Genomic DNA, 25,019 nt, shown 5'->3' with positions numbered 1-25,019 from the left:
GCTCATATTAAGCCTCCCCAATCGTCAAGATGGTACCATCCATGTTGTAATCTGGGACAGGTAAGTTGAGCGGTGCAGGTACACCACTATAAACGCGACCCGCTAAATCGTATTTAGAGCCATGACAGGGGCAGAAAAAACCGCCATACCAGTCATTACCACCTAAATCGGCTGCGCCAACATCAGGACGGTAGTTTGGTGCACAGCCCAAATGCGTACAGACGCCTTCTACCACCAATATTTCTGGCGAGATAGAGCGTTCAGGATTTTTACAGTACTCAGGTTGCAAAGAGGCATCAGAATCAGGGTCAGACAATAATGGCTTTACTGACTCAAGCAACGTCAGCATCTCTTCAGTACGCTTAACCACAAAGATAGGTTTGCCACGATATTTGATGACAATCATTTGTCCTGCTTCGATAGAACCAATATCTTGGGTCACTGCCGCACCGGCAGCCTCAGCTTTAGCGCTTGGGGTCCAAGAGCGGACAAAAGGTGTTGCCACAGCAGCTACCCCAGCTGCACCAATTACGGCAGTCGAGGCAATAAGAACTCTACGGCGTTGTACGTTAACGCCTTCGGCATGGCTCATTAATACTTCCTCCAGGTGAATGAAATGGGATTATCCCACACTGGGTTTGTGGCTTAGAATAGAAACAATTATCAAGCCACGTTAGCTGTGCCTAATTTTGCTAATTGTTGCTATTCTAAGCTATTTTGGTCATAAAATAAATTATTGTGTTAAAAATAAAGCAACCTCGATAGGGCACGCTACAACGTTAAACAAGACAATCAAGACATAACATCTTGATTATCATTGTTTAACGCCGGCTTTATCTCAACAAAAATGTTATGAATAATGACCTTGTAAATGATAAGGGTATTCAGCAATAGCGAATGATACTTGAAATTACGACAATGTTCACTAACTTTCAGCACATCACTACTTTGTAAGTCGCTGTGACGCGATTATCACCACTTTATATTATAAAATGATGATAATTGCATGCGTAAAGACTTAGATTAGCTCTCGAGCGTATTCCAGCGTTCAAGCTTAGTCATCATCTCATCTTCAATAGCGAGTAAACGCTCACTAGCAGCCGTTGCTGCATCAAAGTTTTGATTAAACCATGACCCATCCGCCAGCTTTTCTTCTAGCTGAGTTTGTTCCGCTTCTAAAGCGGCAATCTCTTTTGGCAACGCATCAAGTTCACGCTGGTCATTAAAGTTGAGCTTTTTAGCGGCGTTATTAGGTTTCGCTACTGCCGCTGATTTATTGGCAGATTTGCTGTTGGCGGTATTACTACTACTAGAAGATTTAGCTGCTTTAGAAGCTTCTTCGCGATTCTTTTGTACCAAATACTCTTGATAGCCACCGACATACTCGCTGACTGTTCCTTTGCCATCTTCATCAGTATCAAACACCCAAGTAGAGGTAACGACGTTGTCCATAAATGAGCGGTCATGACTAATCAATAGAATCGTACCACCAAAGCTTGCTACTGATTCTTCTAATAACTCAAGCGTTGCCATATCCAAATCGTTGGTTGGCTCATCGAGCACAAGGATATTGGCAGGCTTTAAGAGTTGCTTGGCAAGTAGCACGCGGTTACGCTCACCACCTGACAACGCTTTTACGGGCGTACGTGCACGCTCTGGGGCAAATAAGAAATCTTGCAGATAGCTCATAATGTGCGTCTTGCGGCCGCCAACTTCGACGAAGTCAGAGCCTTCTGAAACGTTTTGCGCCACACTGGCTTCAAGATCTAACTGATCACGCAGCTGATCAAAGAAAGCGATTTTTAGGTTAGTACCTAATTCAACGCTACCTGTTTTGATCACATCATCGTCTGACATATCGAGTAGGGCTTTAATAAGCGTGGTTTTACCCGCACCATTAGGACCGACGATACCGATTTTGTCACCACGCATGATAGTCGTACTAAAGTTATCAACCAATACATGGTCGTCATACTGTAGATGTAGGTTTTTGACTTTACAGACCAGCTTGCCGCTTTTCTCACCTTGACCCATCGTAATATTGACATTACCGACTTGCTCACGGCGGTCGCCACGCTCTTCACGTAAGGCCTTTAGCTCACGAACGCGGCCTTCATTACGGGTACGGCGCGCTTTGATGCCTTGACGAATCCAAACTTCTTCTTGCGCTAACTTTTTATCAAAGTTGGCATTATTTTTCTCTTCAGCTAATAACTGTAGCTCTTTGAGCTCTTGGTAACGTGCATAGCCGCCTTCACCTTGTGTGACGTCATAGCTGGTCAATTGACCACGATCAAGCTCAATGATACGAGTCGATAGTTTATTAACGAATGCTCTATCATGGGTGACAAACAATAGTGTCAGACCTTGCCAATCTAATAAAAAGCGCTCAAGCCACTCAATACTATCAACATCTAAATGGTTGGTTGGTTCATCAAGGAGTAATACATCAGGCTTAGTCACTAAAGAGCGCGCTAATAAAACACGGCGCTTACGACCACCAGAGAGTGACGATAAATCATCTTCTGGATCGAGACCCATTGTGGTGATAAGGCGGGTGGCTTCACGCTCCAAATCCCAACCATGTACCGCATCGATATCATGTTGCAAGTCTGCCATACGCTCGCACGCATCCATGTCACCATTGGCACATAAATCAGTTTGCGCATTATAGTTAATCAGCAGCTCGGCAGTGCGTTTGCTACCACCCATAACGATATCTAAAATTCTACCGCTCGTCTCGGGCACATCCTGCTCAAGCATGGCGACGCGCACACTGTTGTTAATAATAACTTCGCCGCTATCAGGCAACAGTGTGCCATTAATTAGCTTAAATAAGGTGGATTTTCCTTCGCCATTGCGGCCAATTAAACACACGCGCTCGCCTGAATCGATAGCAAAGTCAATACCATCAAGGACAGGAGCGACGCCAAAGGCAAGGTGAATATCTTTTAAATGTATCAGTGCCATAGAGTATCTTAAGCTTATATAATAGGGAGGTAGGGGTTGTTGCAAAATTTGCAGCAGTATAACATGCTGCCACCTAACTGTAGTGTGCGTAAATAGAATTATCAGCACAATTTAATCAGCAGTATTTCATGTCATAGCGTAAAAATTTTGCCGCCACCTTAGACATCGCCCTAGTACCTTATTATCGAGAAAAACATGAATGAAATTAATCCAAAAAATAAAAATGTGTCCAATCCTCAAGTCGACAACTTAACCACACAAGCTGATTTACAATTGCAATTAGTCGAACTGCAGATGAATATGTCTCATCTTGAGCTAACCGTAGAACGACTTGACGAAGTCATTACCCGTCAAGATAAGCATATCCAAACCCTACAACGACAATTGCAGTTTATATATAAGCAAGTTGAGAGCCAAGATGAAGAAGGAGGCGTGGCACCATTTGATGTTATGGCAGATAGACCACCCCATTATTAAACCTAATATCGCCATGCATAAACAGCGAATAAACTGAATTATTTTGAATGAATTTATATGTGTATTTTCGAAAAAAACTACCTTGCAGTGACTATCCAGTCATATTAGAGAAATAATGTTGTTTTAGTGTACTAAAAATATTAGTATCCTTCCCCTTATGTACCGTCTACCTAACAAAGTTCGGGATAACGGTAAACAACGTGGATGTTTGGAGATACACAATGGGCGCAAATTTTAATCTTAAAACCCTCACGGTAGCAATTGCTACTCTATCTATTGCTAGTGTCGCGAGTGCGGCAGGTCTTGATCGTTCAGGGCAAGATATCACCGCATTTTTGCAAGATGGTGTATACGCTGAAGCGGTTTATACCTATATTGATGGCGATGTCACTGGTAAAGATTCGTCAGGTAAAGAGATTGATGATATTGCCGAGTCTTATGACTTCTTTCGTTATGGTGTAAAGGCAGATATCAATGATACGTTCAGTGTTGGTGTTTTATATGATGAGCCTTTTGGTGCGGCAGCCAAATATAGTGGTGATAATAAGTTTGTTAATGCGAAAGGTGAAGGTACGAATGTAGAGGTACGTACAGAAAATCTGACAGCTATTATGGGCGCAAAACTTGGTGAAAATAAAAACTTCCAAGTATATGGTGGTCCAGTCGCCCAACGTGTACAAGCGGATGTGAAATTACGTGGCGATGCGTATCAAGCAGCTAATGGCTATACGGCACATATCAGTGCTGCTCAAGATTATGGTTGGTTAGCTGGTGTTGCTTATAGTAAACCTGAAATTGCGTTACAAGCTGCTTTAACCTATCGCTCAGAAATTGATCATACTTTACCAATTTCTGAAAAATTTCCAGCATTAGGTGCTGCCGCAAACAGAGTTGGTGAAATTGATATCACTACTCCTAAGTCAGTAAACTTTGATTTCCAGACCGGTATCAATCCTACTATGTTAGCCACTGCTAAAGTACGCTGGGTACCGTGGAGCGATTTTGAAATTGTGCCACCTTTATATAACCAAGCTAGCAAATTATCGTTGGTTAGCTATGATGAAGATCAGTGGTTAGTAGAATTAGGTCTAGCTAAACGTCTAACACCAGTATTAGCTATGACAGGTACAGTTGGTTGGGATAGTGGTGCAGGTAACCCAGTATCTTCTCTAGGTCCTATCGAAGGTTACTATAGCGCTGGTTTAGGTGCAAAGTATAACTTAACTGACAACTGGGCAATTTCTGCTGGTGGTAAGTACTTATGGTTCGGTGATGCAAAAGGTCAAATTCCAAATAAAACTGTTGTCAGTAATTTTGAAGACAATGATGGTTTTGCGCTTGGTGTGAAACTATCTTACCAAGCCAAGCAAAGTTTTAACTAAAAGCTCATGGTTTTACGCTAAATCAGATTATTTGAATAATTTCAAAAACGATCCTTAATGGGTCGTTTTTTTATGCCCTGTTTAAATGCCAGTAAGTATATTTGATACTTATCATCAATTAAAAAGCAAATTTAAGTTTAGTGTAAAGAAGGATGTTGATGTCGCTATAAACAAACTATTGTTTTTAACTTAATTTGCTATTTGTTATTGATACTGATCAGTCATTTGTAAGAAATAAAGTAGGTTAGCTATTGTCTTAGTGCTAAAAAGCCATTACTATTCATCTCAGGACATCGTTTACATAACCTTATATTTTAAGCAACAATGCTGAATATGAGTTATGAAGATGATTTAACAACGAGGACGTTTGGAGATATACAATGCGCGCAACCTTTCATTTAAAGACTCTTTCGGTAGCTGTCGCTGCTCTTTCTGTTGCTAGCCTCGCTAGTGCCGCCGGTCTTGATCGCTCTGGTCAAGATATTACAGCATTCTTACAAGATGGCACCTACGCTGAAGCGGTCTATACCTATATCGATGCAGACGTTAGTGGCTATGATAATGCGGATACACCTCCACTTGGCACAGCTAATAGAGAATATGTGCGTGGTGACAACACAGGTGATATTTCTGAGTCTTATGATTTCTTCCGTTACGGTGTAAAAGCAGACATTAATGATACTTTTAGTGTCGGTGTTTTATATGATGAGCCGTTCGGTGCAGCAGCCAAATATAGTGGTAATAATGATTTTGTAGATGAAAAAGGCGAAGGTACTAACGTAGAAGTTCGCACTAACAGTATTACCGCTATCGTTGGTGCGAAGTTGGGTGCCACTAAAAACTTCCAGGTATACGGTGGTCCAGTAGCACAGCGTATTCAAGCGGATGTAAAACTGCGTGGTGAAGCTTACAGTGTTGCTAATGGCTATGACGCGCATGTGAACCCTGATCAAGATTATGGTTATATTGCTGGCGTTGCTTATAGCAAGCCTGAAATTGCACTAAAAGCAGCTTTAACCTATCGCTCTGAGATTGAGCACAAAGCAGATATATATGAGGATTATCCAGCAATAGGTCCTTTCCTTCGTACCATGCAAAATAGTGAGATTGAGATTACTACTCCTAAGTCAGTAAATTTTGATTTCCAAACGGGTGTTAATCCTACCACTTTAGCAACAGCTAAAGTACGTTGGGTACCATGGAGTGACTTTGCAATCACCCCACCGCTATATAATACGAGGGCTAAGCAGCTAGCTGGTCGTGATCTGAGTCTGGTCGAGTATGATAAAGACCAATGGCAAGTAGAGCTTGGTCTTGCTAAGCGATTAGCACCAGCCTTAGCGGTTAGTGGTACAGTTGGTTGGGACAGTGGTGCAGGTGACCCAACGACATCACTCGGTCCTGTCGATGGCTACTACAGTGTTGGTCTAGGTGCTAAATATAATCTTACAGAGAACTGGGCAGTATCAGCCGGTGGTAAATACCTATGGTTCGGTGATGCTAAAGGTCAAATCCCAACAGGTCAGATCGTTAGTGATTTCCAAGACAATGATGGCTATGTCGCTGGTGTAAAAATATCTTATCAAGCTAAATAAAACGTTATTATAGTTAGTCAAGATAGACATAAAAAAGCGACCCATTATGGGTCGCTTTTTCTATCTAACAACAGTAATGACAAAGTGCTTATTGGTCTAAGTTCATTTCCATCTCTTTAAACTTCGCTGAGACGGACGCTTTTGGACCACCCGTCATGATACTAACAGCAAAGATGGCGATAGTACTTAAGACAAAGCCCGGAACGATTGCATATAACCAGCTATTCAGCGCCATACCATTCATCTGGAAAGGACCATAAATCCATAAGATGACAGTTAATGCACCAACGACCATGCCAGCAACTGCACCGTTTCGATTCATACCGCGCCAGATAAGACTGAAAATAACCAACGGTCCAAAGGCTGCACCAAATCCTGCCCAAGCGTTAGAGACCAAACTTAATACAGAGCTTTCAGGATTAGAAGCCAGCAAAATGGCAACTATTGCGACCACGATAACTGAAAGACGACCCACCATGACTTGACGTGCTTCTGGTGCATCTTTATCAAAAAACAGCTTATATACATCTTTAGTTAATGAGCTTGATACGACCAATAGCTGTGATGATATCGTACTCATAATCGCGGCTAAAATAGCGGCTAACAAGAAACCTGAAACCAGTGGTGTGAATAAAAACTGTGTAAATACTAAGAAGATAGTTTCAGGATCATCTAAAGTCATCGCTGTTTTTTGTACATAAGCACGACCCGCAAAACCAGTCATCAATGCACCAATTAAACTAACAATCATCCAACTCATACCAATGTTACGTGCTGTTGGTATATCTTTAACTGAACGAATAGCCATAAAGCGCACGATAATATGTGGCTGACCAAAGTATCCCAAACCCCAAGCCATTAACGAGACAATGCCAAGGATCGTCATGCCACTGGTAACATTGAGTAGGCTTGGATCGATATTTCTGACCGCCTCAGTTGTGGCTGAAATGCCACCTAAGTCTGTAAAGGCGACGACAGGTACGATGACCATCGCAAACAGCATGATGATGCCCTGTACAAAGTCAGTCATTGACACGGCTAAAAAACCACCAAATAGTGTATAGGCGACGACCACACCAGCAGTCACCCATAGACCCGTGCTATAAGAGAGGTTGAGTGAGCTTTCAAAAAGTTTACCACCACCAACTAAGCTGGCTGCGGTATAGACGGTAAAGAATAAAATAATGACCACTGCTGAGATAACACGCAGCATGTGTGATTTGTCTTCAAAGCGGTTCGCAAAGTAGTCAGGTAATGTGATGGCGTTGTCTGCAATCTCAGTATAAACACGTAAGCGCGGTGCCACGATTAGATAGTTTAAAAATGCACCCAATGTCAAACCGAGCGCAATCCATATGCTCACGACTCCATCGGCATACATATAGCCCGGTAAACCAAGTAGTAACCAACCGGACATATCTGACGCACCAGCGGATAAAGCAGTTACTGCAGGACCGAGGCTACGACCGCCAAGCATATAGCCTTCAGTATCATTGGCTTGCTTAAAATAAGCGTAAACCCCAATCCCAATCATCACTAAGAAATAGGCGCCAAGTGATATTAGCACGCCACTAGAAACTCCGTTCATATAAATAGTCCTTAACCAACGTTGTTGGCTGTCATTATTTTTAACGAGAAAAATTAAGTCTTGCAAGACGATGTTTAGAAACAATATCTAAAGACAAAAAAAGCCATTAAGTAGGACATAATGGCTTTTATTCAATATCTTCTGTTAGTTTTATATGATTGATGCTGTTCTAGGACCAATACTTATCAAACAGTGCTCTAGAAAAAATGGCGAATATACTTCCGTATTGCTATGCTAAATGCTACTTCTTCTTCACCACTTGCCAAATATTAGTCGCTTATATAACCAATCATTTAAAACCATTAAACCTACTGCTTACTATCATATATCACTAGAACTGTTCACTATATGATTATCAGTGTTAGTTGAGTAAAATTATGTTATAAAAAACGTCAGACGTATTATAACGTATGAGAGTCACAAATGCGAACTTGGTATCTTTTCAGCAAGAAATGTTTGAGCAAGTGATATTACCTTAGTCATTTAGCGCAAATAGATTGGAGGCTATTACCCAGTAGCAGGTTATTTAATAGCTGTCTACTCAATTGGTGCCAGCAAATCTAATAGCGCAGTGACGCTGCTTGATTGGGTCAGTTTTGGATTAATTACCACACCCAAATGACGCTGCAATTCGATATTGTCTGCCATATCAATACACTCTAAATCTTGACTAATCATCGTTTGCGGCAATACTGACCAACCAAGCCCAACAGAAACCAGCATCCGAATAGATTCAAGCGGGTTGGTACTCATGGTGGCATAAGGCTTTAGGTTGTGCTTGGCAAATTCAGCCAAGGTAATCTGACTGGTAAAGGTGTTGGCAGATGGCAAGATAGCAGGGTAGCGTGCCAATTGCTCTAGCGTCACATTCGACTTGCTGGCCAAAGGCGATAAGGTGCCAGTCATAAAGTAAAGTGGATCCGACCATAGGGTATGATAGGTCAGACGCTTGTCATAAACAGGCGGCAGCGTCAAAAAGGCTAAAGACAAGTCGCCATCGAGTACTGCTTTGTGTGCTGTCTCTGAATCGACGAAATGCACCTCTAACTGTACGGCAGGATAGGCTTGAATAAAATGCTTAAGCACAGGGGCAAGATGGTGTAACCCTATATGGTGACTGGTGCCAATGACCAGCTTGCCCGATACAATATGCTTAGAGTGTTGTAAGTTGATTTTAAAGTTTTCGTAGTCTTCAAGCCAGCGTTTGGCATGAGGTAACATCTCACTGGCGGCTTGGGTTGGAACAATACCGCGACCCACTGTATCAAATAAAGTGATGTTGAACTCATCTTCTAGGTTTTTGATGCGTTTACTGACTGCAGGCTGAGTGATAAACAGTTTTTCTGCTGCACCCGAAATACTGCCTGTATTCATTACGGTCACGAATGTCGTCAAATTTGTGGTATTCATACCGATGTCCTTAGCTATATAGCGAGCTATAAATAAAAGTTGGCTAACCCAATCATAATGTATTAGAAATAAAAGTTTGCAACTATGAAAAAATCATCAATTATTATTATAGGATTAGCCTGCTATAATCACAAGACATACGAAACGTATTTCGACATATTTATTGTATTTACTTTACTTGATAATCTGCGCCATAAATCTTATTTTAGGCATCGATTATCGCAATCATGATTAAATAATAGATAAAAAACCTAGCACATTATGGGCTTGGTAAATGAAAAATAAAGTCATTAGCCACTAAAAAGGATAGCAACATGGCCGGTCAAACGTTATATGACAAACTTTGGAATGCTCACGAAGTCACCAAGCGTGATGATGGTTCGAGCCTGATTTACATCGACCGTCATTTGCTACACGAAGTGACAAGCCCACAAGCATTTGAAGGTTTAGAGCTGGCGAATAGAGCGCCGTGGCGTCTATCTGCTAATATTGCAAGTCCTGACCACAATGTACCTACAGTCACTAAAGAGCGCTCAGAAGGCGTGGCAGGTATTAAGGATAAGGTCTCGCGTTTACAAGTATTGACGTTAGATAATAACTGTGCCAAATTTGATATAGCTGAATTTACGATTAATGATGCGCGTCAAGGTATCTTGCATGTCGTCGGTCCTGAGCAAGGCTTGGTGTTGCCTGGTATGACCGTTGTTTGCGGTGATTCACATACCGCCACTCATGGCGCACTTGGCTGCTTAGCGCATGGTATCGGCACCTCTGAGGTTGAGCATGTATTGGCAACCCAGTGTTTGATTCAGAAAAAATCAAAAAATATGCAAATCCGTGTCACGGGTGAGCTTGGCGTTGGCGTGACTTCAAAAGACGTCGTACTGGCTATCATTGCAAAAATTGGTACCGCTGGTGGGACAGGGCATGCTATTGAATTTGCAGGTCAAGTCTTTGAAGATATGAGCATGGAAGGTCGCATGACCGTCTGTAATATGGCGATTGAAGCAGGCGCGCGCGTTGGTATGGTTGCGGTCGATGATACGACTATTAACTATGTCAAAGGTCGTCCTTATGCACCGAACGAGTCGCAATGGCAGCAAGCAGAAGCTTACTGGCGTACTTTTTATTCAGATGATGACGCTGTATTTGATAGCGTGGTTGAGATTGATGGCAGTCAAATTGCGCCGCAAGTCTCTTGGGGTACGTCGCCTGAAATGGTGGTTGATGTCACACAGTCTGTTCCAACACTGGATCAAGCCATTGATGAGGCACAAGAAGAAGGTTGGTTGCGTGCTTATACTTATATGGGTTTGGAAGCGGGTCAAAAAATTACCGATATCCAGCTGGACCGTATCTTTATTGGCTCTTGTACCAACTCGCGTATCGAAGATTTACGTGATGCTGCCGCCGTGATTAAAGGTCGTAAAGTTGCTGATAATATCAAAGAAGCGATCGTCGTTGCTGGCTCTGGACAAGTGAAGTTGCAGGCGGAAGCAGAAGGCTTAGATGCTTTGTTTACGGATGCAGGTTTTGAATGGCGTGAGCCTGGCTGCTCGATGTGCCTTGCGATGAATGCTGATAAGCTTGAGCCACAAGAGCATTGCGCTTCGACCTCTAACCGTAACTTTGAAGGTCGTCAAGGTAATGGTGGTCGTACGCATTTGGTCAGTCCAGCTATGGCAGCGGCAGCAGCATTGGCAGGTCACTTTGTGGATGTGCGAACCTTTTAGTTATTACGCGTCATTTAACAATAAGCACAATATTGATAGGAAATACTATGCAAGCTTATAACACCCAAAAAGGTATCGTTTGCCCACTTGATCGTGCAAACGTTGATACCGATCAGATTATTGCAAAACAGTTTTTAAAGTCTATTAAGCGTACCGGTTTTGGCGTCAATTTATTTGATGATTGGCGTTATCTCGATGAAGGGTATCCGGGTCAAGACAATAGCACACGTATTATCAATCCTGACTTTATTTTAAATAAGCCACGCTATCAAGGTGCTAGCATCTTACTGGCTCGCCGAAACTTTGGCTGTGGCTCAAGCCGTGAACACGCCCCTTGGGCACTTTCAGAGTATGGCTTTCGTACCGTTATAGCACCAAGCTTTGCTGATATTTTTTATAACAACTGTTTTAAAAATGGCATGCTACCGATTGTATTGGACGAAGAAATCGTTGATAGCTTAATGAAAGCCACATTTGCCAACGAAGGCTATGAGCTGACTGCAGACCTTGAGCGTCAGGTAGTCATCACACCCACTGGCGAAGAGTATGCGTTTGAAGTTGACGACTTTCGTAAGCATTGCTTATTAAATGGTCTAGATGATATTGGACTGACGTTGCAGCAAAGCGATGCCATTAAGGACTACGAGCAAAAAATGATGCAAAAAACGCCTTGGATATTCAATGAAGTGAGAGCGTAGCTTTTAATCATAAAACAGCTAACAGCAAATGGTTAACAACAAAGTATTAATCGCCATAAAAAATAGCGTAGCGCTAATACAGCGTTGAGTTATGGTGACTAAGTGGCTAAAATGAATGGTAATGTATTTTTACCTTATTATAATTTTCCACTTGATAAATAGTAGCTGCCATTATGAATAAAATACGTTTTGCTGTTTGGATAAGCACGCTTATTGCTACAATCTTAGGGCTATCTGGCTGTCAGGTGTTGACTGGCTATCATCAGATAGACCAAGCAGAAACCGCCAAAGCTTGGACGGGCAATATTAAACCGATCGCTGGTGAAGTAAACCTTGCCTGTGTCGGTACCTATCACTGTGAGATTGTGCAGATAGACCGCACCATGATTATATCGTCTGAAACTCATAAGCCTGTGAATTCTAATATGTTGGTTGCAATGAAGGCTACCAGCGAAGGTAAGAAAATCTTTACTAGCAGTAAGCATTCCAAAGTCACTATGACGATGGATATGACGCCGCTTATGCATAATAATTCGATTAAGATTGTGCCATTATCAGCGTCTGCTATGCCAATGCTAACCAATTATTATGCTCGAGTAAAGCCTGCTAAACGCGAAGTGCATGTGAATTTTTATCCAGAAAATAACGTGGGCTATGTAGAACGCTTTGCGATGATTCATGATTTTTCGACTCCGGGCACTTATCAGCTGCGCGCTTATCAAAACAAGCCTGGTCAAAAATCCGGTAGCTTACTAGAAACAGCATCACCCGAGCCTTTATGTGTTGAGCTTTATCAAGGGAATACGGTACAGCGTCGCTTTTGCAAACAGATTGGTACTGACTATCAAGGAGAGTTTGCAGAAACTCGTGTCATCAAGGCAGCATCACCAAAAATAAAAGCCAAAGTATAATCGCTAAAAGTCTGCCGCCATGAGCGGATAGCAGAAGCAAGCATAAAATAAATAATAGAAAGTCACTTAACCACAAGGATTAGTATGGCAACGATTTTAACATTAGCGGGCGATGGTATCGGCCCTGAAATCATGACTCAAGCCATTGATGTGCTGAACGCTGTCAATAATAAGTTTGCGTTAGGTTTGACCCTTGAGTCTGGATTAATCGGCGGTGTGGCAGTTGATGCAACAGGTGAACCTTTGCCAGAAGAGACGCTACAACGTGCACGTGCAGCAGATGCAGTGTTATTAGGTGCAGTTGGTGGTCCTAAGTGGGATGGTATTGAACGTAGTAAACGTCCTGAGCGCGGTTTGCTAAAGATCCGTAGCGAGCTTGGTTTATTTGCTAATCTGCGTGTAGCCAAACTTTATCCGCAGCTTGTTAATGCCTCAAGCATTAAACCTGAGATTATTTCAGGTCTAGATTTGCTTATTGTGCGTGAGCTGACCGGTGGCATTTATTTTGGTGAGCCGCGTGGTATTCGTACGCTAGAAAATGGTGAGCAGCAAGGCTATAACACGATGGTGTATAGCACCAGCGAAATTAATCGTATCGGTAAGGTTGCTTTTGAATTGGCGCAAACACGTGCGCAAGCAGCAGGAACCCCTGCCAAAGTTTGCTCTATCGACAAAGCCAATGTATTAGAAGTCACTGAGCTTTGGAAGCAGACCATGATTGAGCTACAGCAGGCAGAATATAGCGATGTGGCGTTATCGCATATGTATGCTGATAATGCCTGTATGCAGCTGATTAAAGACCCCAAGCAGTTTGATGTTATGGTCACTGGCAATTTATTCGGTGATATTTTATCTGATGAAGCAGCTATGCTGACAGGCTCTATCGGTATGCTACCATCAGCCAGCCTTGATGAAGCGGGCAAAGGCATGTATGAGCCATGTCATGGTTCAGCGCCTGATATCGCAGGACAAGATATAGCCAATCCATTGGCGACTATTTTATCGGTCGCTATGATGTTACGTTATACCTTTAAACAAGAAGTGGCAGCACAAGCGATTGAGCAAGCGGTCAGTGATGTGCTTGATGATGGCTTACGTACGGTCGATATCTTGGATCGTAATGAAGCTGGACTCATACAAGTCGGTTGTCAGCAAATGGGACAAGCGGTATTGGCAAAATTGCTCTAATAGACATCGCTTGAACTGACCCCCAAATCTTGGACAGTTTACGTTTATTTCAAGGACTGAGTTCTGTACTTCACAACAGGCAATGGCTTGAATGGCTGACCATGTGGAGGAATAATCGCTAAAATGTAGACAAAAAAATACCGCTGATATTTAGCGGTATTTTTTATGGTAAAAGAAATATTAACTTACTAACATATGATAGGCAATAATGAGTAGGTTAGCAGTATCATTATTATTATCAGTTAAACCACTCAAGCATTATAGTCATGCTCTTATAACTATCTTAGTAGATAAAAATTTAGTTTTTACCACGGTAAGTAATGCGACCTTTAGATAAGTCATAAGGTGTCATCTCAACCTTAACTTTATCACCAGTCAAAATTCGGATGTAATGCTTACGCATCTTACCTGAGATGTGCGCAATAATTTCGTGTCCGTTTTCTAAACGAACTTTAAACAAAGTATTTGGAAGGGTGTCAATGACTTCGCCTTCAAATTCAATAATCTCGTCTTTTGCCATAATTTGTATCATCAATCAATTTAAAATAAGCCCATATTATACGTAAGTTAGCAGATTAAAGCAATACGGAACCTGATTTTTACTTGACAGCCTGTAAGTGATATGTATGCCAGCTCATATGAATCTAGTCGGGAAGGTTGAGCCAAATAGGGGTTAAAGGGGCATTGGGCAGTAATGTTTGAAAATGCTCAGGATAGTAGGCATTAATGAAATACAATCCATCACCTGAAGCAGTAGGCGGCGCTATGGTCCGATCTTTTTTAGCCAAAATATTCAAAAAGTCAGCTGGTTCTAACTCGTGTCTGCCAATCGCATATAGCGTTCCCATGAGATTTCGAACCATGTGGTGCAAAAATCCATCGGCTTGAATATCGAAGACAATAAACGGACCATGAGTAAACAGATTGGCATGGCTAATATGCCGTACAGGTTGGTTCGATTGACAGGCGGCAGCACGGTAACTACTAAAATCATGCGTACCAACGATATCAGCTGCTGCAAGCTGCATCGCTTTTAAGTCAAGCGGCTCATAGATATGGGTCACTTGATGATTCAGGATGGCAGGACGCTGAGTTTGGTTTAGAGTGATATAACGATAACGACGGGCAATGGCAGCAAAGCGCGCATGAAAGTCAGCAGGCATCGGCTGAACCCAGCGTAAAGCAATATCATCAGGCAAAAGACTATTCACACCGCGCAGCCAGTTGTGTGTGGGTCGATAAGCATGAGTGACAAAATGGGCAATCATATTGCTGGCATGAACACTTGAGTCTGTGCGCCCTGCGGCAATCACTTCTACTGGCTCATTGGCGACAGTACTGATAGCGGTTTCTAACGCTTGTTGTACGCCCAATACTTCTCTTTGGCGTTGCCAGCCATGATAGTGAGTGCCCAAAAATTCAATAGCAATGGCTAAGGTGTAAGTTGGGCGCTTTACTTCGTTGTTTTCGGTCATAGACATAGTCATTTTGGAACTTATACAAGAATGATGAATATTCATTTAGCGTTTTTTGATACTTGTGCCAGTTTGCTGGACATTGTTTAACCAGCGTTGGCGCCGCCGGGCTGGGCTGTCGTGGCGCAGTAACAACCATAGCAAGCGTGCATAAATGGCCGGAATAGTTAAACGCCCACCTGCAAGCACTTGATAATCGTATTGCCAACTACCAGCAGCATAGGTGTCACTTACGCCGCCAAATGGCGATTGGCTAGCGCACACTACCATGTGACCTTTTTCATAAGCCAGTTGCAAGGCTTCTGCTAATTCTACTGAATAAGGGACGTTGCCAGCACCATAGCCTAATAAAATAATGCCACAAGGCAGCTGTGATAATAAGGCGCGCAGCTGTTGGTTTAATGCGTCGGTTGTATTAGGCAAGCAGTACAAAGCATGAACGTAAGCATGCTCGGCACGAACTGCAATATCAGCGCTGATATCTTGTTGGTCATTAAGCCAATGCTGTCGACGGGTATCTGGCAAAGTTTTGACATAACTATTGGCAGGATATGCCGCTCTAGAGTGCCCAGTAAATGCCATAAAGTCATGGCTATGTATTTTTTGTACCGTTTGAGCTGGCCATGATTCGCCGCCGAAGCTAATTTTTACGCCAGATTCACCTGCACTTGCTAGTTTTAAAGAGTCAGTAAAGTTGTTCCAAGCATCACTTTGGGCATCTACTTTGTAAGAGTGTAGTTCCTCGCTGTCTAATAGAGGACGCATACTACCGGTAACGACAATACAAATATCGCTACCCGCAAAGGCTTCTGCTAAAAAAGCGCCCAAATAACTTAGCGTGTCCGTCCCTGTTATTAACACAAAACGTCTACTGCCTTTTTGATAAGCGGAGAGCAGCAGCTGATAAAAATGCACAAAATCACTAGGCGTGAACTGACTGCTGTCTTTAATCAGGATGTTATTAAGCCAAGCGATGGGCGATAGATTAAGCGCATTATCCGGTTCAGCCAGTAGTTGCTGCAAAGTTGGCAAAAACACCTCTGCTGATAGTGGCGCTAATGGACGACCATAACTGCCAAAAGTGCCGCCAGCATAAATAAGCTGGATGGGTGCAGGGATTGTATTTGTCATAGCTGAGAGCACTGTATTGGTTTTAAATTGAATAGACGATAGAGCAGAATTATTAAGAGAGGAACCGTTTCTAGAGGAATGATAGAAAAATAAAAAGCACCATTATAATAAATTCAGCGAGTATTCTAAACGGGTAGAATGCTCGCTGTCACACCAGTCATTTTAAGCAGTGCGATCGAGCAATCGTTGTGCTTGCTGCTGCTGTTCACTATTGCCTTTAGCAATGACTTCATTGAGTAGGCGTTTGGCACTATCGTATTCGCCAAGTTGCACATACTGACCTGCTAAATCTAGCGTTACTTGATTACTATCTAAGGATTTGACAAAATCAAAATCTGCTGCGAACCGTGATGAAAAATCTTCAGCACTGCCAGTATCAGCTGCAGGAGCTATATCAATAGCATCATCGATATGAGTAATGGTATGTTCGCTATCAATTTCAACTGGCGTGCTCGCTGTTGTAGACTCTGATAAAAAATCAAAGTCGAAATCATCGTCTATTACCGTATCATCATCGAACATAAGGGTAGTAGGGGCAATGCTAGAAGCGTCAGACGCATTTTTTACAATACCTATCTCATCAACGCTTACATCTTCAATATTTGCGTCTTCGATACTGATGTCTTCGAAACTAAAATATTCAAAATTATCTTCAACAATAGAGTGCTGAATCTCTGTTTGATTTGGCGTCTCATTTGACACGTCATCATTGTCTAAAGATAAGGTCAGACGGTCATCATCTAAATAAGTTGTCTCTGTGGTGACAGGCGCATTGTTGATAACGTTATTGGTATCGGCATCACTGTCTAATTCTAAGAAAAAGTCATCCTCTAATGATAGCTCGTTTAAGCTGTTATCAAAATTATCATCGGTAGCGTCATTGGTGGGAGCCTCTGTAGTGGTAAGACTCTGCTCCGACAACTCAAAATCAAAATCGCTGTCAGTACTAAGACTAGTATCGGTGTCTATAATCATCGTTGCAGGCGTAAAAATATTTTCATCTACTAAGTCAAGCGTGGTGACAGGTGCCGAGTTAGCATCAGTAGTATGGACAGGTTCATGACTGCTGTCTTCTAAATCACTCAGACTAAGATCGAACGCTTGCTCAATATCATCGAAATTATTATCATCAAAAGCCGTTAAGGTTTCAGTAGCAGTCTCTAATAACTCGTTTTTATGCTCAATATTTTGAGTCGCATCAGTATCAAGGACTGGACTGTTGCTTTCGGCTTTATTGACTGGTAGATCAAAAGCTAAACTTTCAAATCCAGCATCTTGGCTATTGTCTGCCAGAATAGTTTGTTTAGCGAAGGGTTTTTGTTCTTCAGTCAACAAAGCTTTTAACTCATCAGCTTGTGCAATACTTTTTTCATCATTATTTGCTTTGATAGCATCATAGACTTTATTAAAATTCTCAGATTCATCTATCGTGGCATATACCGCAAGTAGCTTGAGAGATAACTGGCTGTCATTTGGTTTTTTCTTTAGACCGCGATTGAGTGTTTCAATGGCTTTATCATAGCGCTGTTGGTTCATAAAACGCTGAGCAATCTCAATATGATCAAACTTTTTATCATTATTAATAGCTGTTTGAGTGGGCGTACTTTTAGAAGCAGTATGCTTCGATAAGGGCTCGATTTTGCCAGTATTTGTACTCAACTGCTCTGATGGCTTTTGCGCTTTGTTTTTGCGCATGACCAAGACCGCGACGAGTAAAATGACCACCAATCCAGCGATGATATATAGCATATTGTCCATGGTTACTCCACGCCTACGATCAGAGCTGCTTGCATTGATCTGTTAGGCAATTATTGATTGCGTAATTTTTTGAGACGAGCTTGCAGCTCAGCCAGTTTTTGGTTTTGTAATTGTAATTTGTGAGTATAGCTATCAAGCGTACCACTAATTTTTGATAATTTCTGAGCTTGTGATGCTGTACTTTGTCTTGATGATTTAAGCATGCTTAACACATCGGCGCTAAGTCCGTTACCCGTTGCCATGCCTGTTTTAGTTTTAGTACCATCTGCGCTGCCTTCATGACCAGGAGCAAGGACAGAAAACTGTGCCTTTGGCAAAATTTGTGTCTTGGTGGTCGCCGGTTTTTTAGTATGTGTGGCTGCTTGCGCAGTGTCGAATTTGGATACGGGTTTTAGAGCAGTTTGTTTGTTTGCGACAGGCGTATTGGCGGCTCTATATTGTCTTTGAGCACTGATGGCAGCTTCAAGATTTTGCTGTGATGGTAGCGCATCATAATTAGGCAGGCTTAACTGCGCATCTGCTTTTAATTGATTGGCGTTTTTGTTGATAAAAGCATCAGGATTTTGCGTCTGAATTTCTTTCATAACGGTTTGAACGTCGATATTGTTTTTCTCTGCGATTTGCTGCGCAATAACCCACAAGCTGTCGTTACGTTGCACGGTATAATTAATCTCGCTGCTAGCTGACTTATCTGATGCTGCCAATACTTGGCTTGAAGTGTTTTTTGCTGCGATAGACGTCTTGGGCGTTACTGCTTGCTGCAAGGCATTCGAGTTAGGTGGTACATTATTGAGAGGGGTTGTAGCGACAATACTATTACCATCATTTGGGACAATAGCTTTATTTTTACTGTTTAAAGCTGCTTCATTCGGTGTCAGGGTTTTGAGCGCCATAGGACTAGCGACCATCATGTCCGTATCACTTTTACTCTTCGGCTGTATCTGACGAGTAATTTGTATGTTTAAGATATCGAACTGTTTATTAGTTTCGCTAGCAGCAGAAGGCGTACTCTTTAATGAGGCGGTTAAAGCTGTATTATTATCATTATTTGCGCTCACCATTACACTATTGTTTTTCACATCAATAGGATTATTTAATCGACCGTTTTCTAAGCGGCTAGGCATATAGGTTGTGGTATTGTTTTGTGTTGTTGTCGCAACGGCTGTCGGTGAGTCAGACGATATAGTCGTTGCTTGAGCGCTCAGTATTTGAGAATTTGAGGCTTGGATACTCGGCGTTTGAATAACAGGCACTTTTATATTAGGCGATTGGACATTACGTTCGGGTAATGTTGCAGGCTTCAATATAGATGTCGATGAATTAGATGGTAATAGAGGTGGCGGTGCGCCTTTCCTAACCGTCAATGGCTGCGCGTTAGTTGTAGAAACCATGGGTAAGTTAGGCTTCTTTGCGCCAGTTACGATGTTTTTAGAAGTGGCAATCGGTAAGCTGTCATTAAGCAGCATCAGTAATGTCTTTGGAATAATATTGCGCTGATTGCCATCATTAATCGCTAAAACCACATCGGCAAAGGGTTTGGACACAGGCTTGGTAGTGGTGATAAAAACTTGACCACTCGTAGCTGAAGTCGGATGAAAGCGTACGACCATGGAATCAGTTGGGGTCAGCCCCATTTGCTGATAAATAGCGGAATTTGCCAAACTGGCTGAGAAATCAGTGTTTTCAATATCAGTAACCATAATACTGGCAACTAAAGGTTCGTGCTGAGCTGAAATAACGACCGTCTTGCCAATGGTTGCTGCTTGGGCGTTAGACACTAAGGCTGCATAACCTATTGAATAAAACAATGCCATCGATACTGCACGATGCATGCTAGTCAAGCGATAAGATAAATGACAAGACATATGCAGCCCTTTGGAGTAAAAGTTGTCTGTGTTGTTATAACAAAATACTGTTTAGTTTACCAGTTTATTTCACGGCTGTTGTGACCAATAACTTAATTGTATGCTTAATATTTATGCATATCAGTCAACTTGTTTATCAAGCAACATGGCATCACCATAACTAAAAAACCGATACTGCGATTTGATGGCATGTTGATAAGCTTGTTCGATAGATTTTTTAGTGGCAAAAGCAGACACTAGCATCAGCAAAGTAGACTTTGGTAAGTGAAAATTGGTCAGTAATTTATCCACCACGCCAAACTTAAAGCCTGGATATATAAAAATATCCGTATCACCTGACCAGCCAGAAAGAGATTGTCCATCGACTGCTGTTTGTTGATAAGCCGTTTCAAGGACACGTGTGACGGTAGTGCCGATAGCAATCACTTGCTTGCCATTGGCATGGGTCTGATTGATAAGCTCAGCAGTGGCTTGAGGCAGATGCGCATATTCACTGTGCATAGTATGATTAAGCAGGTTGTCTGTTTTCACCGGAGCAAAAGTACCCGCGCCGACATGCAGCGTAACAAACGCGGTTTGAATACCTTTTGCTGCCAGTTTTTCTAATACAATATCGTCAAAATGTAAGCTTGCTGTCGGTGCAGCGACGCTGGCAAGCTTAGCAGGGTCATGAAAGACAGTCTGATAGCGGGTATTGTCAGTCGCATCCGCATGGCGCTCAAAATAGGGCGGAATAGGCAGCTCACCATACTGCTCTAAGTCAGGCAGAATGGGCGTATCAAAAGCCAAGATAAATAAGTTCTCTTGGCGTCCAATCATGATACCAGTCATGTGACCATCAGCAAGTACAAGACCTTGCCCAAGTTTCAAAGCTTTACTGGCTTTGATATGGCAAAGCGCGATATGTTTTTCTGCAATAATCGTGGTGTCTATAGTTTTAGAATTTGCAATTATTTCGTCTAAATACGCGCTATTTACATCTGATAGAGAGACCAAACGCTCTATTAATACTTCAATCTTTCCGCCGGTATCTTTTTGACCAAACAGGCGTGCTTTCATCACCTTAGTGTCGTTAAAAACAATCAAATCGCCTGCATTGAGTATATCAGGCAACTCAGAAAACAGTTTGTCTTCAACCTGACTATTAGCATTGTTAGTAGGCAAATAGAGTAGCTTTGACGCGGAGCGCTGCGCCAATGGATAACGGGCAATCAGCTGGTCTGGCAGTTCATAATCATAATCATCAACACTTAGATACTCTAAAATATCATCATTATGATTGGCAGTGATTTCAGAGTTATTATTTAAGGTTTGAGGTTCAGAATCAGTCATAAGAAATTCTTTCGATAGAAGGGGGTTTTGAGAGCAATTGTAGCAGAAATGAGGGTATGAAAGAATGTTTTACTAAGCAGTAGGTTTTTATCTACTACTGATTATAAATAAAATAGCCTAAGTAGATAGTGTGGTGGTCGACTAATTTCAGGACGGGACATTAAGCATAAAAAAGGCTGAGCAACTATGCTCAGCCTTTTTGGAAAAGCTCAATAGAAAGTATCGGTCGATTAGTCTTTTAAGACGTCAACCATGGCATTGGCAATATAGTCGATATTACTGCTGTTTAAGCCGGCAACACACATACGTGAGTTCGATACCATATAGATACCATACTTGCTTTGTAGCTGTGCAACTTGTTCAGGCGTCAGACCTGTGAAGCTAAACATGCCGTTTTGTGCGGTCAAGTAATCAAAGTTACGACCTGAGATTTTTTCTTCTAATACTGATTTGAGCTTGGTGCGCATAGATTTGATACGGTCACGCATCGCATATACTTCGCCAACCCATTGCTCATGCAAGGCTTCGTCGTTCATCACGATATCGACCACGCGACCACCATGTGATGGCGGGCTTGAGTAGATACGACGTACCATAGAGTTTAGCTGACCAAAAACACGGTTAGTTTCATCGACTGTTGGGCACACGACTGATAGACCACCGACACGCTCGCCATATAGCGATAAGTTTTTAGAGAATGAGTTGCTAACAAACAATGGCAGACCCATATCAACCGCTTTACGAATTGCGTAAGCATCGCTGTCCATATCTTCACCAAAGCCTTGATAAGCGATATCCATAAACGGAATCAGCTCACGCGCTTGAATGACGTTTAGTACTTGATCCCATTGCTCGCGAGTCAAATCAACGCCCGTTGGGTTGTGACAGCAAGGGTGAAGCAAAAGAACGTCATCTTTATTCAACGTCTCAAAAAACGCGATCATCTCATCAAATTTGATGCCACCAGTAGCGGTGTCGTAGTATGGGTATTTACCGACTTCGACGTCAGAGCCTTCAAAAATAGCAATGTGGTTGCCCCACGTTGGGTCACTGACATAGCACTTAGACTGCGGGAACCATTCGTGGATAAATTCTGCGCCGACTTTTAATGCACCAGAACCGCCGATGGTTGCGATAGTAGCAACCAAGCCATCTTGTAAAACCTGAGCATCTTTACCAAACAGCAATTCTTGACAGCCTTTGCGATGTCCTGGTAAACCTGCCATTGGCAAATACGGACGAGGAGAGATTGGGTCTGCAATACGCTGTTCAGCTGTTTTTACACACTCAAGTACTGGCATTTTGCCATCTTCGTCATAGTACACACCGACACCCAAATTGACTTTATCTGGGTTGTTATCTGCTGCAAATTTGTCCATCAATCCTAAGATTGGGTCGCCGGCATAGTAATCGATACGTTCAAACATGTGTTTTCCTTACAAGGGATATAAGTACAAAGGATAGAAGTTGAGGCGCTAAAAAGCATAAACCAGTTTGGGCATTAACTCAATGTTAGATTCCATTATCCTCACTAATTCATGCATTTTTTTGCCTAGTGATATCATTTTTACTTGAATCATCATTTAACTTGTTTTGATAAAGGGTATAAAGCTGGCTGTTAAATGTTTTGCAAATCATCAAAATGGTGCGTTGCAGCGTCCATTAGCTCATTGGTACTTCCATTGATAGGACTTTAGCATCATCGATGATGTCCATCGTAAAGCTCTTAGTATCCCAGATGCCAAGACCATCGCGGGTATCCAGAGTGTTACCGTTTACAACGACTTTACCGCTAATGACAAAGATATAAACGCCATTGTTAGGGTCTTTTAGCTGGTAAGTCTGGATGATACCTTTATCAAAATCACCCATGCTAAACCAAGCATCTTGATGAATCCATACACCTGCATCGTTAGGGTTTGGTGAAAGTATTTGGTTAAACTTGTTTGGCTGCATGATGTCATCCATGCATACTTGCTGGTAACGAGGCGCTACGTTCATTTGGTTTGGCATAACCCAAATCTGTAGGAACTTCACATCTTCTTTGTCATGGCCATTCATCTCGCTATGAATGATACCGGTACCTGCTGACATAACTTGGATTTCACCGGTTTCGATAATGCCATTATTACCGATGTTATCACCGTGACCGAGCTTACCATATAACGGAATACTGATAATTTCCATATCGCGGTGCGAATGCTTACCGAAGCCTTGACCACCGATCACGAAGTCATCATTAATAACACGTAGGGCGCCAAAACCCATACGCTCTGGATTATGGTAATTGGCAAAGCTAAAAGTATGCTTGCTTTTTAACCAGCCATGGTCGGCATCGCCACGAGAATCTGCTGCATGATAGATCGTTTGCATAATTTATCCTTATGTATGAATAGTTTAATGTCTGTAAACTTATAATTAATAAAATTATTTGAAAGATAGGTCTATTATAATTGTTGTTTATTCATAGATAAATTACAACAATCACAATTAACTATTCTTATTTTTAGAACAATTGAATGGCAGAGATAGTGTCACATATGCATAGTGGAACCAGGAATTTTATAATAGGGTCAGTTGCATAAAAGCTTACTATAAGCCCAGACTATCAAGTTAATAACGACTAAGACAATTGCTATTAAGCCAAAAAAGCCATTACGCAATATGTTGTAAAAAGTTTCTATCACGCGCCATTACGGATAAATAGAGCACTGGTAGTACAAACAATCCTACTGCCCAAAAACTCAGCTGCATATATAGCAGTGCGCCCACCAACGCACCTATTAAAAAGCTGAAAACCAATACTGAGCTGTGTGCCAGTTTTTTGCCATTATCCGCAGTGCGATTGACCAAGTAATCGGTCAGATTGATACCCAGTTGAGTGGTATTGCCCGTCATCAATACGGTTGGACTCATGTGCTTAATCACCGTTTTACTGGCGGTATTACGAATCGCTAACGCAATGAGACCGAGTCCACCCGTTATGGCTACAGTAATATCGCCTGCATCAACAAAAGGCTGATAGTAAAGACCACCTATCATGAAAGCGGTCAAAAAAACGGCTTCTGCTAAAAACAAATGGCTCAAGGTTAGCTGTTTATTTTTATTATGATCAATGAATATTTTGGTAATCATGACTGTCAAAATAAACAATGGCAAGGCGGCAAGCTTAATCCATAGGCCAGCGTCACCTTTCACTAAGCCACTGCCTGCCATCACCAAGTTACCTGTGACATGAGCGGTGAAGAAACCAAACAAAGTAATAAAGCCAATGGTATCAATTGCCCCACCAACCACTGTTAATAGTACAGGTGTTTGATGGCGCTGCCAAAAACTTGGCAAGTTATCATTAGAAGGGCTGTGAGCGTTAGTTGTCATAATAAGGATCTGTCATAAGTATGAGTGAGCATAAATGCACGTTTAACCATCGTTTTCTTATTTTTAGTCATAGGCAATTATCTGTTTGTATTACTATTATCTATTAAATAAGCGCCTGCACCATTAGC

The 25,019-nt window shown here is 42.0% G+C and carries 20 protein-coding genes; 7 read left to right on the top strand and 13 right to left on the bottom strand.

Annotated features, from left to right (window positions below):
- Window positions 1-7: 7 nt before the first annotated feature.
- Window positions 8-592, bottom strand: coding sequence for a ubiquinol-cytochrome c reductase iron-sulfur subunit (petA, locus tag PSYC_RS07360; protein ID WP_011280689.1), 585 nt, complete (start codon window positions 590-592; stop codon window positions 8-10).
- Between the two features lie 431 nt (window positions 593-1,023).
- Window positions 1,024-2,970, bottom strand: a complete 1,947-nt coding sequence (locus tag PSYC_RS07355) for an ATP-binding cassette domain-containing protein (protein WP_011280688.1) — start codon at window positions 2,968-2,970, stop codon at window positions 1,024-1,026.
- A 195-nt stretch (window positions 2,971-3,165) separates the two neighbouring features.
- Here PSYC_RS07355 and PSYC_RS07350 point away from each other — a divergent pair, with 195 nt between their 5' ends.
- The 3 genes from PSYC_RS07350 (at window position 3,166) to PSYC_RS07340 (ending at window position 6,424) form a co-directional block, all read left to right on the top strand.
- Entirely contained in the window at window positions 3,166-3,447 is a 282-nt protein-coding gene (locus tag PSYC_RS07350; protein WP_011280687.1) for a SlyX family protein, read from the top strand.
- Window positions 3,448-3,668: 221 nt separating this feature from the next.
- Entirely contained in the window at window positions 3,669-4,829 is a 1,161-nt protein-coding gene (locus PSYC_RS07345) for an OmpP1/FadL family transporter (RefSeq protein ID WP_011280686.1), read from the top strand.
- A gap of 380 nt (window positions 4,830-5,209) precedes the next feature.
- Window positions 5,210-6,424: an OmpP1/FadL family transporter gene (locus PSYC_RS07340; RefSeq protein WP_011280685.1), complete on the top strand. Its 1,215-nt coding sequence runs from the start codon at window positions 5,210-5,212 to the stop codon at window positions 6,422-6,424.
- Window positions 6,425-6,512: 88 nt separating this feature from the next.
- On the opposite strand, the gene putP is transcribed toward PSYC_RS07340, so the two are convergent.
- Entirely contained in the window at window positions 6,513-8,012 is a 1,500-nt protein-coding gene (gene putP / locus PSYC_RS07335; RefSeq protein ID WP_011280684.1) for a sodium/proline symporter PutP, read from the bottom strand.
- A gap of 537 nt (window positions 8,013-8,549) precedes the next feature.
- Entirely contained in the window at window positions 8,550-9,422 is an 873-nt protein-coding gene (locus PSYC_RS07330) for a LysR family transcriptional regulator (RefSeq protein ID WP_011280683.1), read from the bottom strand.
- Between the two features lie 314 nt (window positions 9,423-9,736).
- Here PSYC_RS07330 and leuC point away from each other — a divergent pair, with 314 nt between their 5' ends.
- From leuC to leuB, 4 genes are all read left to right on the top strand, one after another.
- A complete protein-coding gene (leuC, locus tag PSYC_RS07325; protein ID WP_011280682.1) occupies window positions 9,737-11,155 on the top strand; it encodes a 3-isopropylmalate dehydratase large subunit in 1,419 nt (472 codons plus the stop codon).
- A gap of 47 nt (window positions 11,156-11,202) precedes the next feature.
- A complete protein-coding gene (gene leuD / locus PSYC_RS07320; RefSeq protein WP_011280681.1) occupies window positions 11,203-11,853 on the top strand; it encodes a 3-isopropylmalate dehydratase small subunit in 651 nt (216 codons plus the stop codon).
- Between the two features lie 173 nt (window positions 11,854-12,026).
- Window positions 12,027-12,764 carry a hypothetical protein gene (locus tag PSYC_RS07315; RefSeq protein WP_011280680.1) on the top strand — a complete coding sequence of 246 codons (738 nt, stop codon included), beginning with the start codon at window positions 12,027-12,029 and terminating at the stop codon, window positions 12,762-12,764.
- 84 nt (window positions 12,765-12,848) lie between these two features.
- Window positions 12,849-13,952 carry a 3-isopropylmalate dehydrogenase gene (leuB, locus tag PSYC_RS07310; RefSeq protein WP_011280679.1) on the top strand — a complete coding sequence of 368 codons (1,104 nt, stop codon included), beginning with the start codon at window positions 12,849-12,851 and terminating at the stop codon, window positions 13,950-13,952.
- Window positions 13,953-14,250: 298 nt separating this feature from the next.
- On the opposite strand, the gene infA is transcribed toward leuB, so the two are convergent.
- The 9 genes from infA to PSYC_RS07265 all read right to left on the bottom strand — a co-directional run bounded on the left by infA (window position 14,251) and on the right by PSYC_RS07265 (window position 24,891).
- Complete coding sequence (gene infA / locus PSYC_RS07305; protein ID WP_010199824.1) at window positions 14,251-14,472, bottom strand: translation initiation factor IF-1; 222 nt, start codon at window positions 14,470-14,472, stop codon at window positions 14,251-14,253.
- A gap of 124 nt (window positions 14,473-14,596) precedes the next feature.
- Window positions 14,597-15,427, bottom strand: coding sequence for a tRNA pseudouridine(38-40) synthase TruA (truA, locus tag PSYC_RS07300; protein WP_011280677.1), 831 nt, complete (start codon window positions 15,425-15,427; stop codon window positions 14,597-14,599).
- A 45-nt stretch (window positions 15,428-15,472) separates the two neighbouring features.
- Window positions 15,473-16,558, bottom strand: a complete 1,086-nt coding sequence (locus PSYC_RS07295; RefSeq protein ID WP_011280676.1) for an asparaginase — start codon at window positions 16,556-16,558, stop codon at window positions 15,473-15,475.
- Window positions 16,559-16,720: 162 nt separating this feature from the next.
- Window positions 16,721-18,316 (bottom strand): FimV/HubP family polar landmark protein, encoded by a 1,596-nt coding sequence (locus PSYC_RS07290; RefSeq protein WP_011280675.1) that lies wholly within the window; start codon window positions 18,314-18,316, stop codon window positions 16,721-16,723.
- Window positions 18,317-18,366: 50 nt separating this feature from the next.
- Entirely contained in the window at window positions 18,367-20,181 is a 1,815-nt protein-coding gene (locus PSYC_RS07285; protein ID WP_011280674.1) for a type IV pilus assembly protein FimV, read from the bottom strand.
- A 120-nt stretch (window positions 20,182-20,301) separates the two neighbouring features.
- Window positions 20,302-21,513 (bottom strand): tRNA preQ1(34) S-adenosylmethionine ribosyltransferase-isomerase QueA, encoded by a 1,212-nt coding sequence (gene queA, locus PSYC_RS07280; RefSeq protein WP_011280673.1) that lies wholly within the window; start codon window positions 21,511-21,513, stop codon window positions 20,302-20,304.
- Window positions 21,514-21,743: 230 nt separating this feature from the next.
- A complete protein-coding gene (locus PSYC_RS07275) occupies window positions 21,744-22,940 on the bottom strand; it encodes an aromatic amino acid transaminase (RefSeq protein WP_011280672.1) in 1,197 nt (398 codons plus the stop codon).
- A 235-nt stretch (window positions 22,941-23,175) separates the two neighbouring features.
- The gene (locus PSYC_RS07270) at window positions 23,176-23,886 is read right to left on the bottom strand and encodes a pirin family protein (protein WP_011280671.1); all 711 of its coding nucleotides are present in this window, start codon (window positions 23,884-23,886) and stop codon (window positions 23,176-23,178) included.
- A gap of 282 nt (window positions 23,887-24,168) precedes the next feature.
- Complete coding sequence (locus PSYC_RS07265; RefSeq protein ID WP_011280670.1) at window positions 24,169-24,891, bottom strand: YoaK family protein; 723 nt, start codon at window positions 24,889-24,891, stop codon at window positions 24,169-24,171.
- Window positions 24,892-25,019: the final 128 nt, after the last annotated feature.

It is taken from the genome of Psychrobacter arcticus 273-4, from assembly GCF_000012305.1.
Classification (GTDB): domain Bacteria; phylum Pseudomonadota; class Gammaproteobacteria; order Pseudomonadales; family Moraxellaceae; genus Psychrobacter; species Psychrobacter arcticus.
Note: the sequence above shows the minus strand (reverse complement) of the source record. Positions and strands in the feature narration are given on the sequence as shown.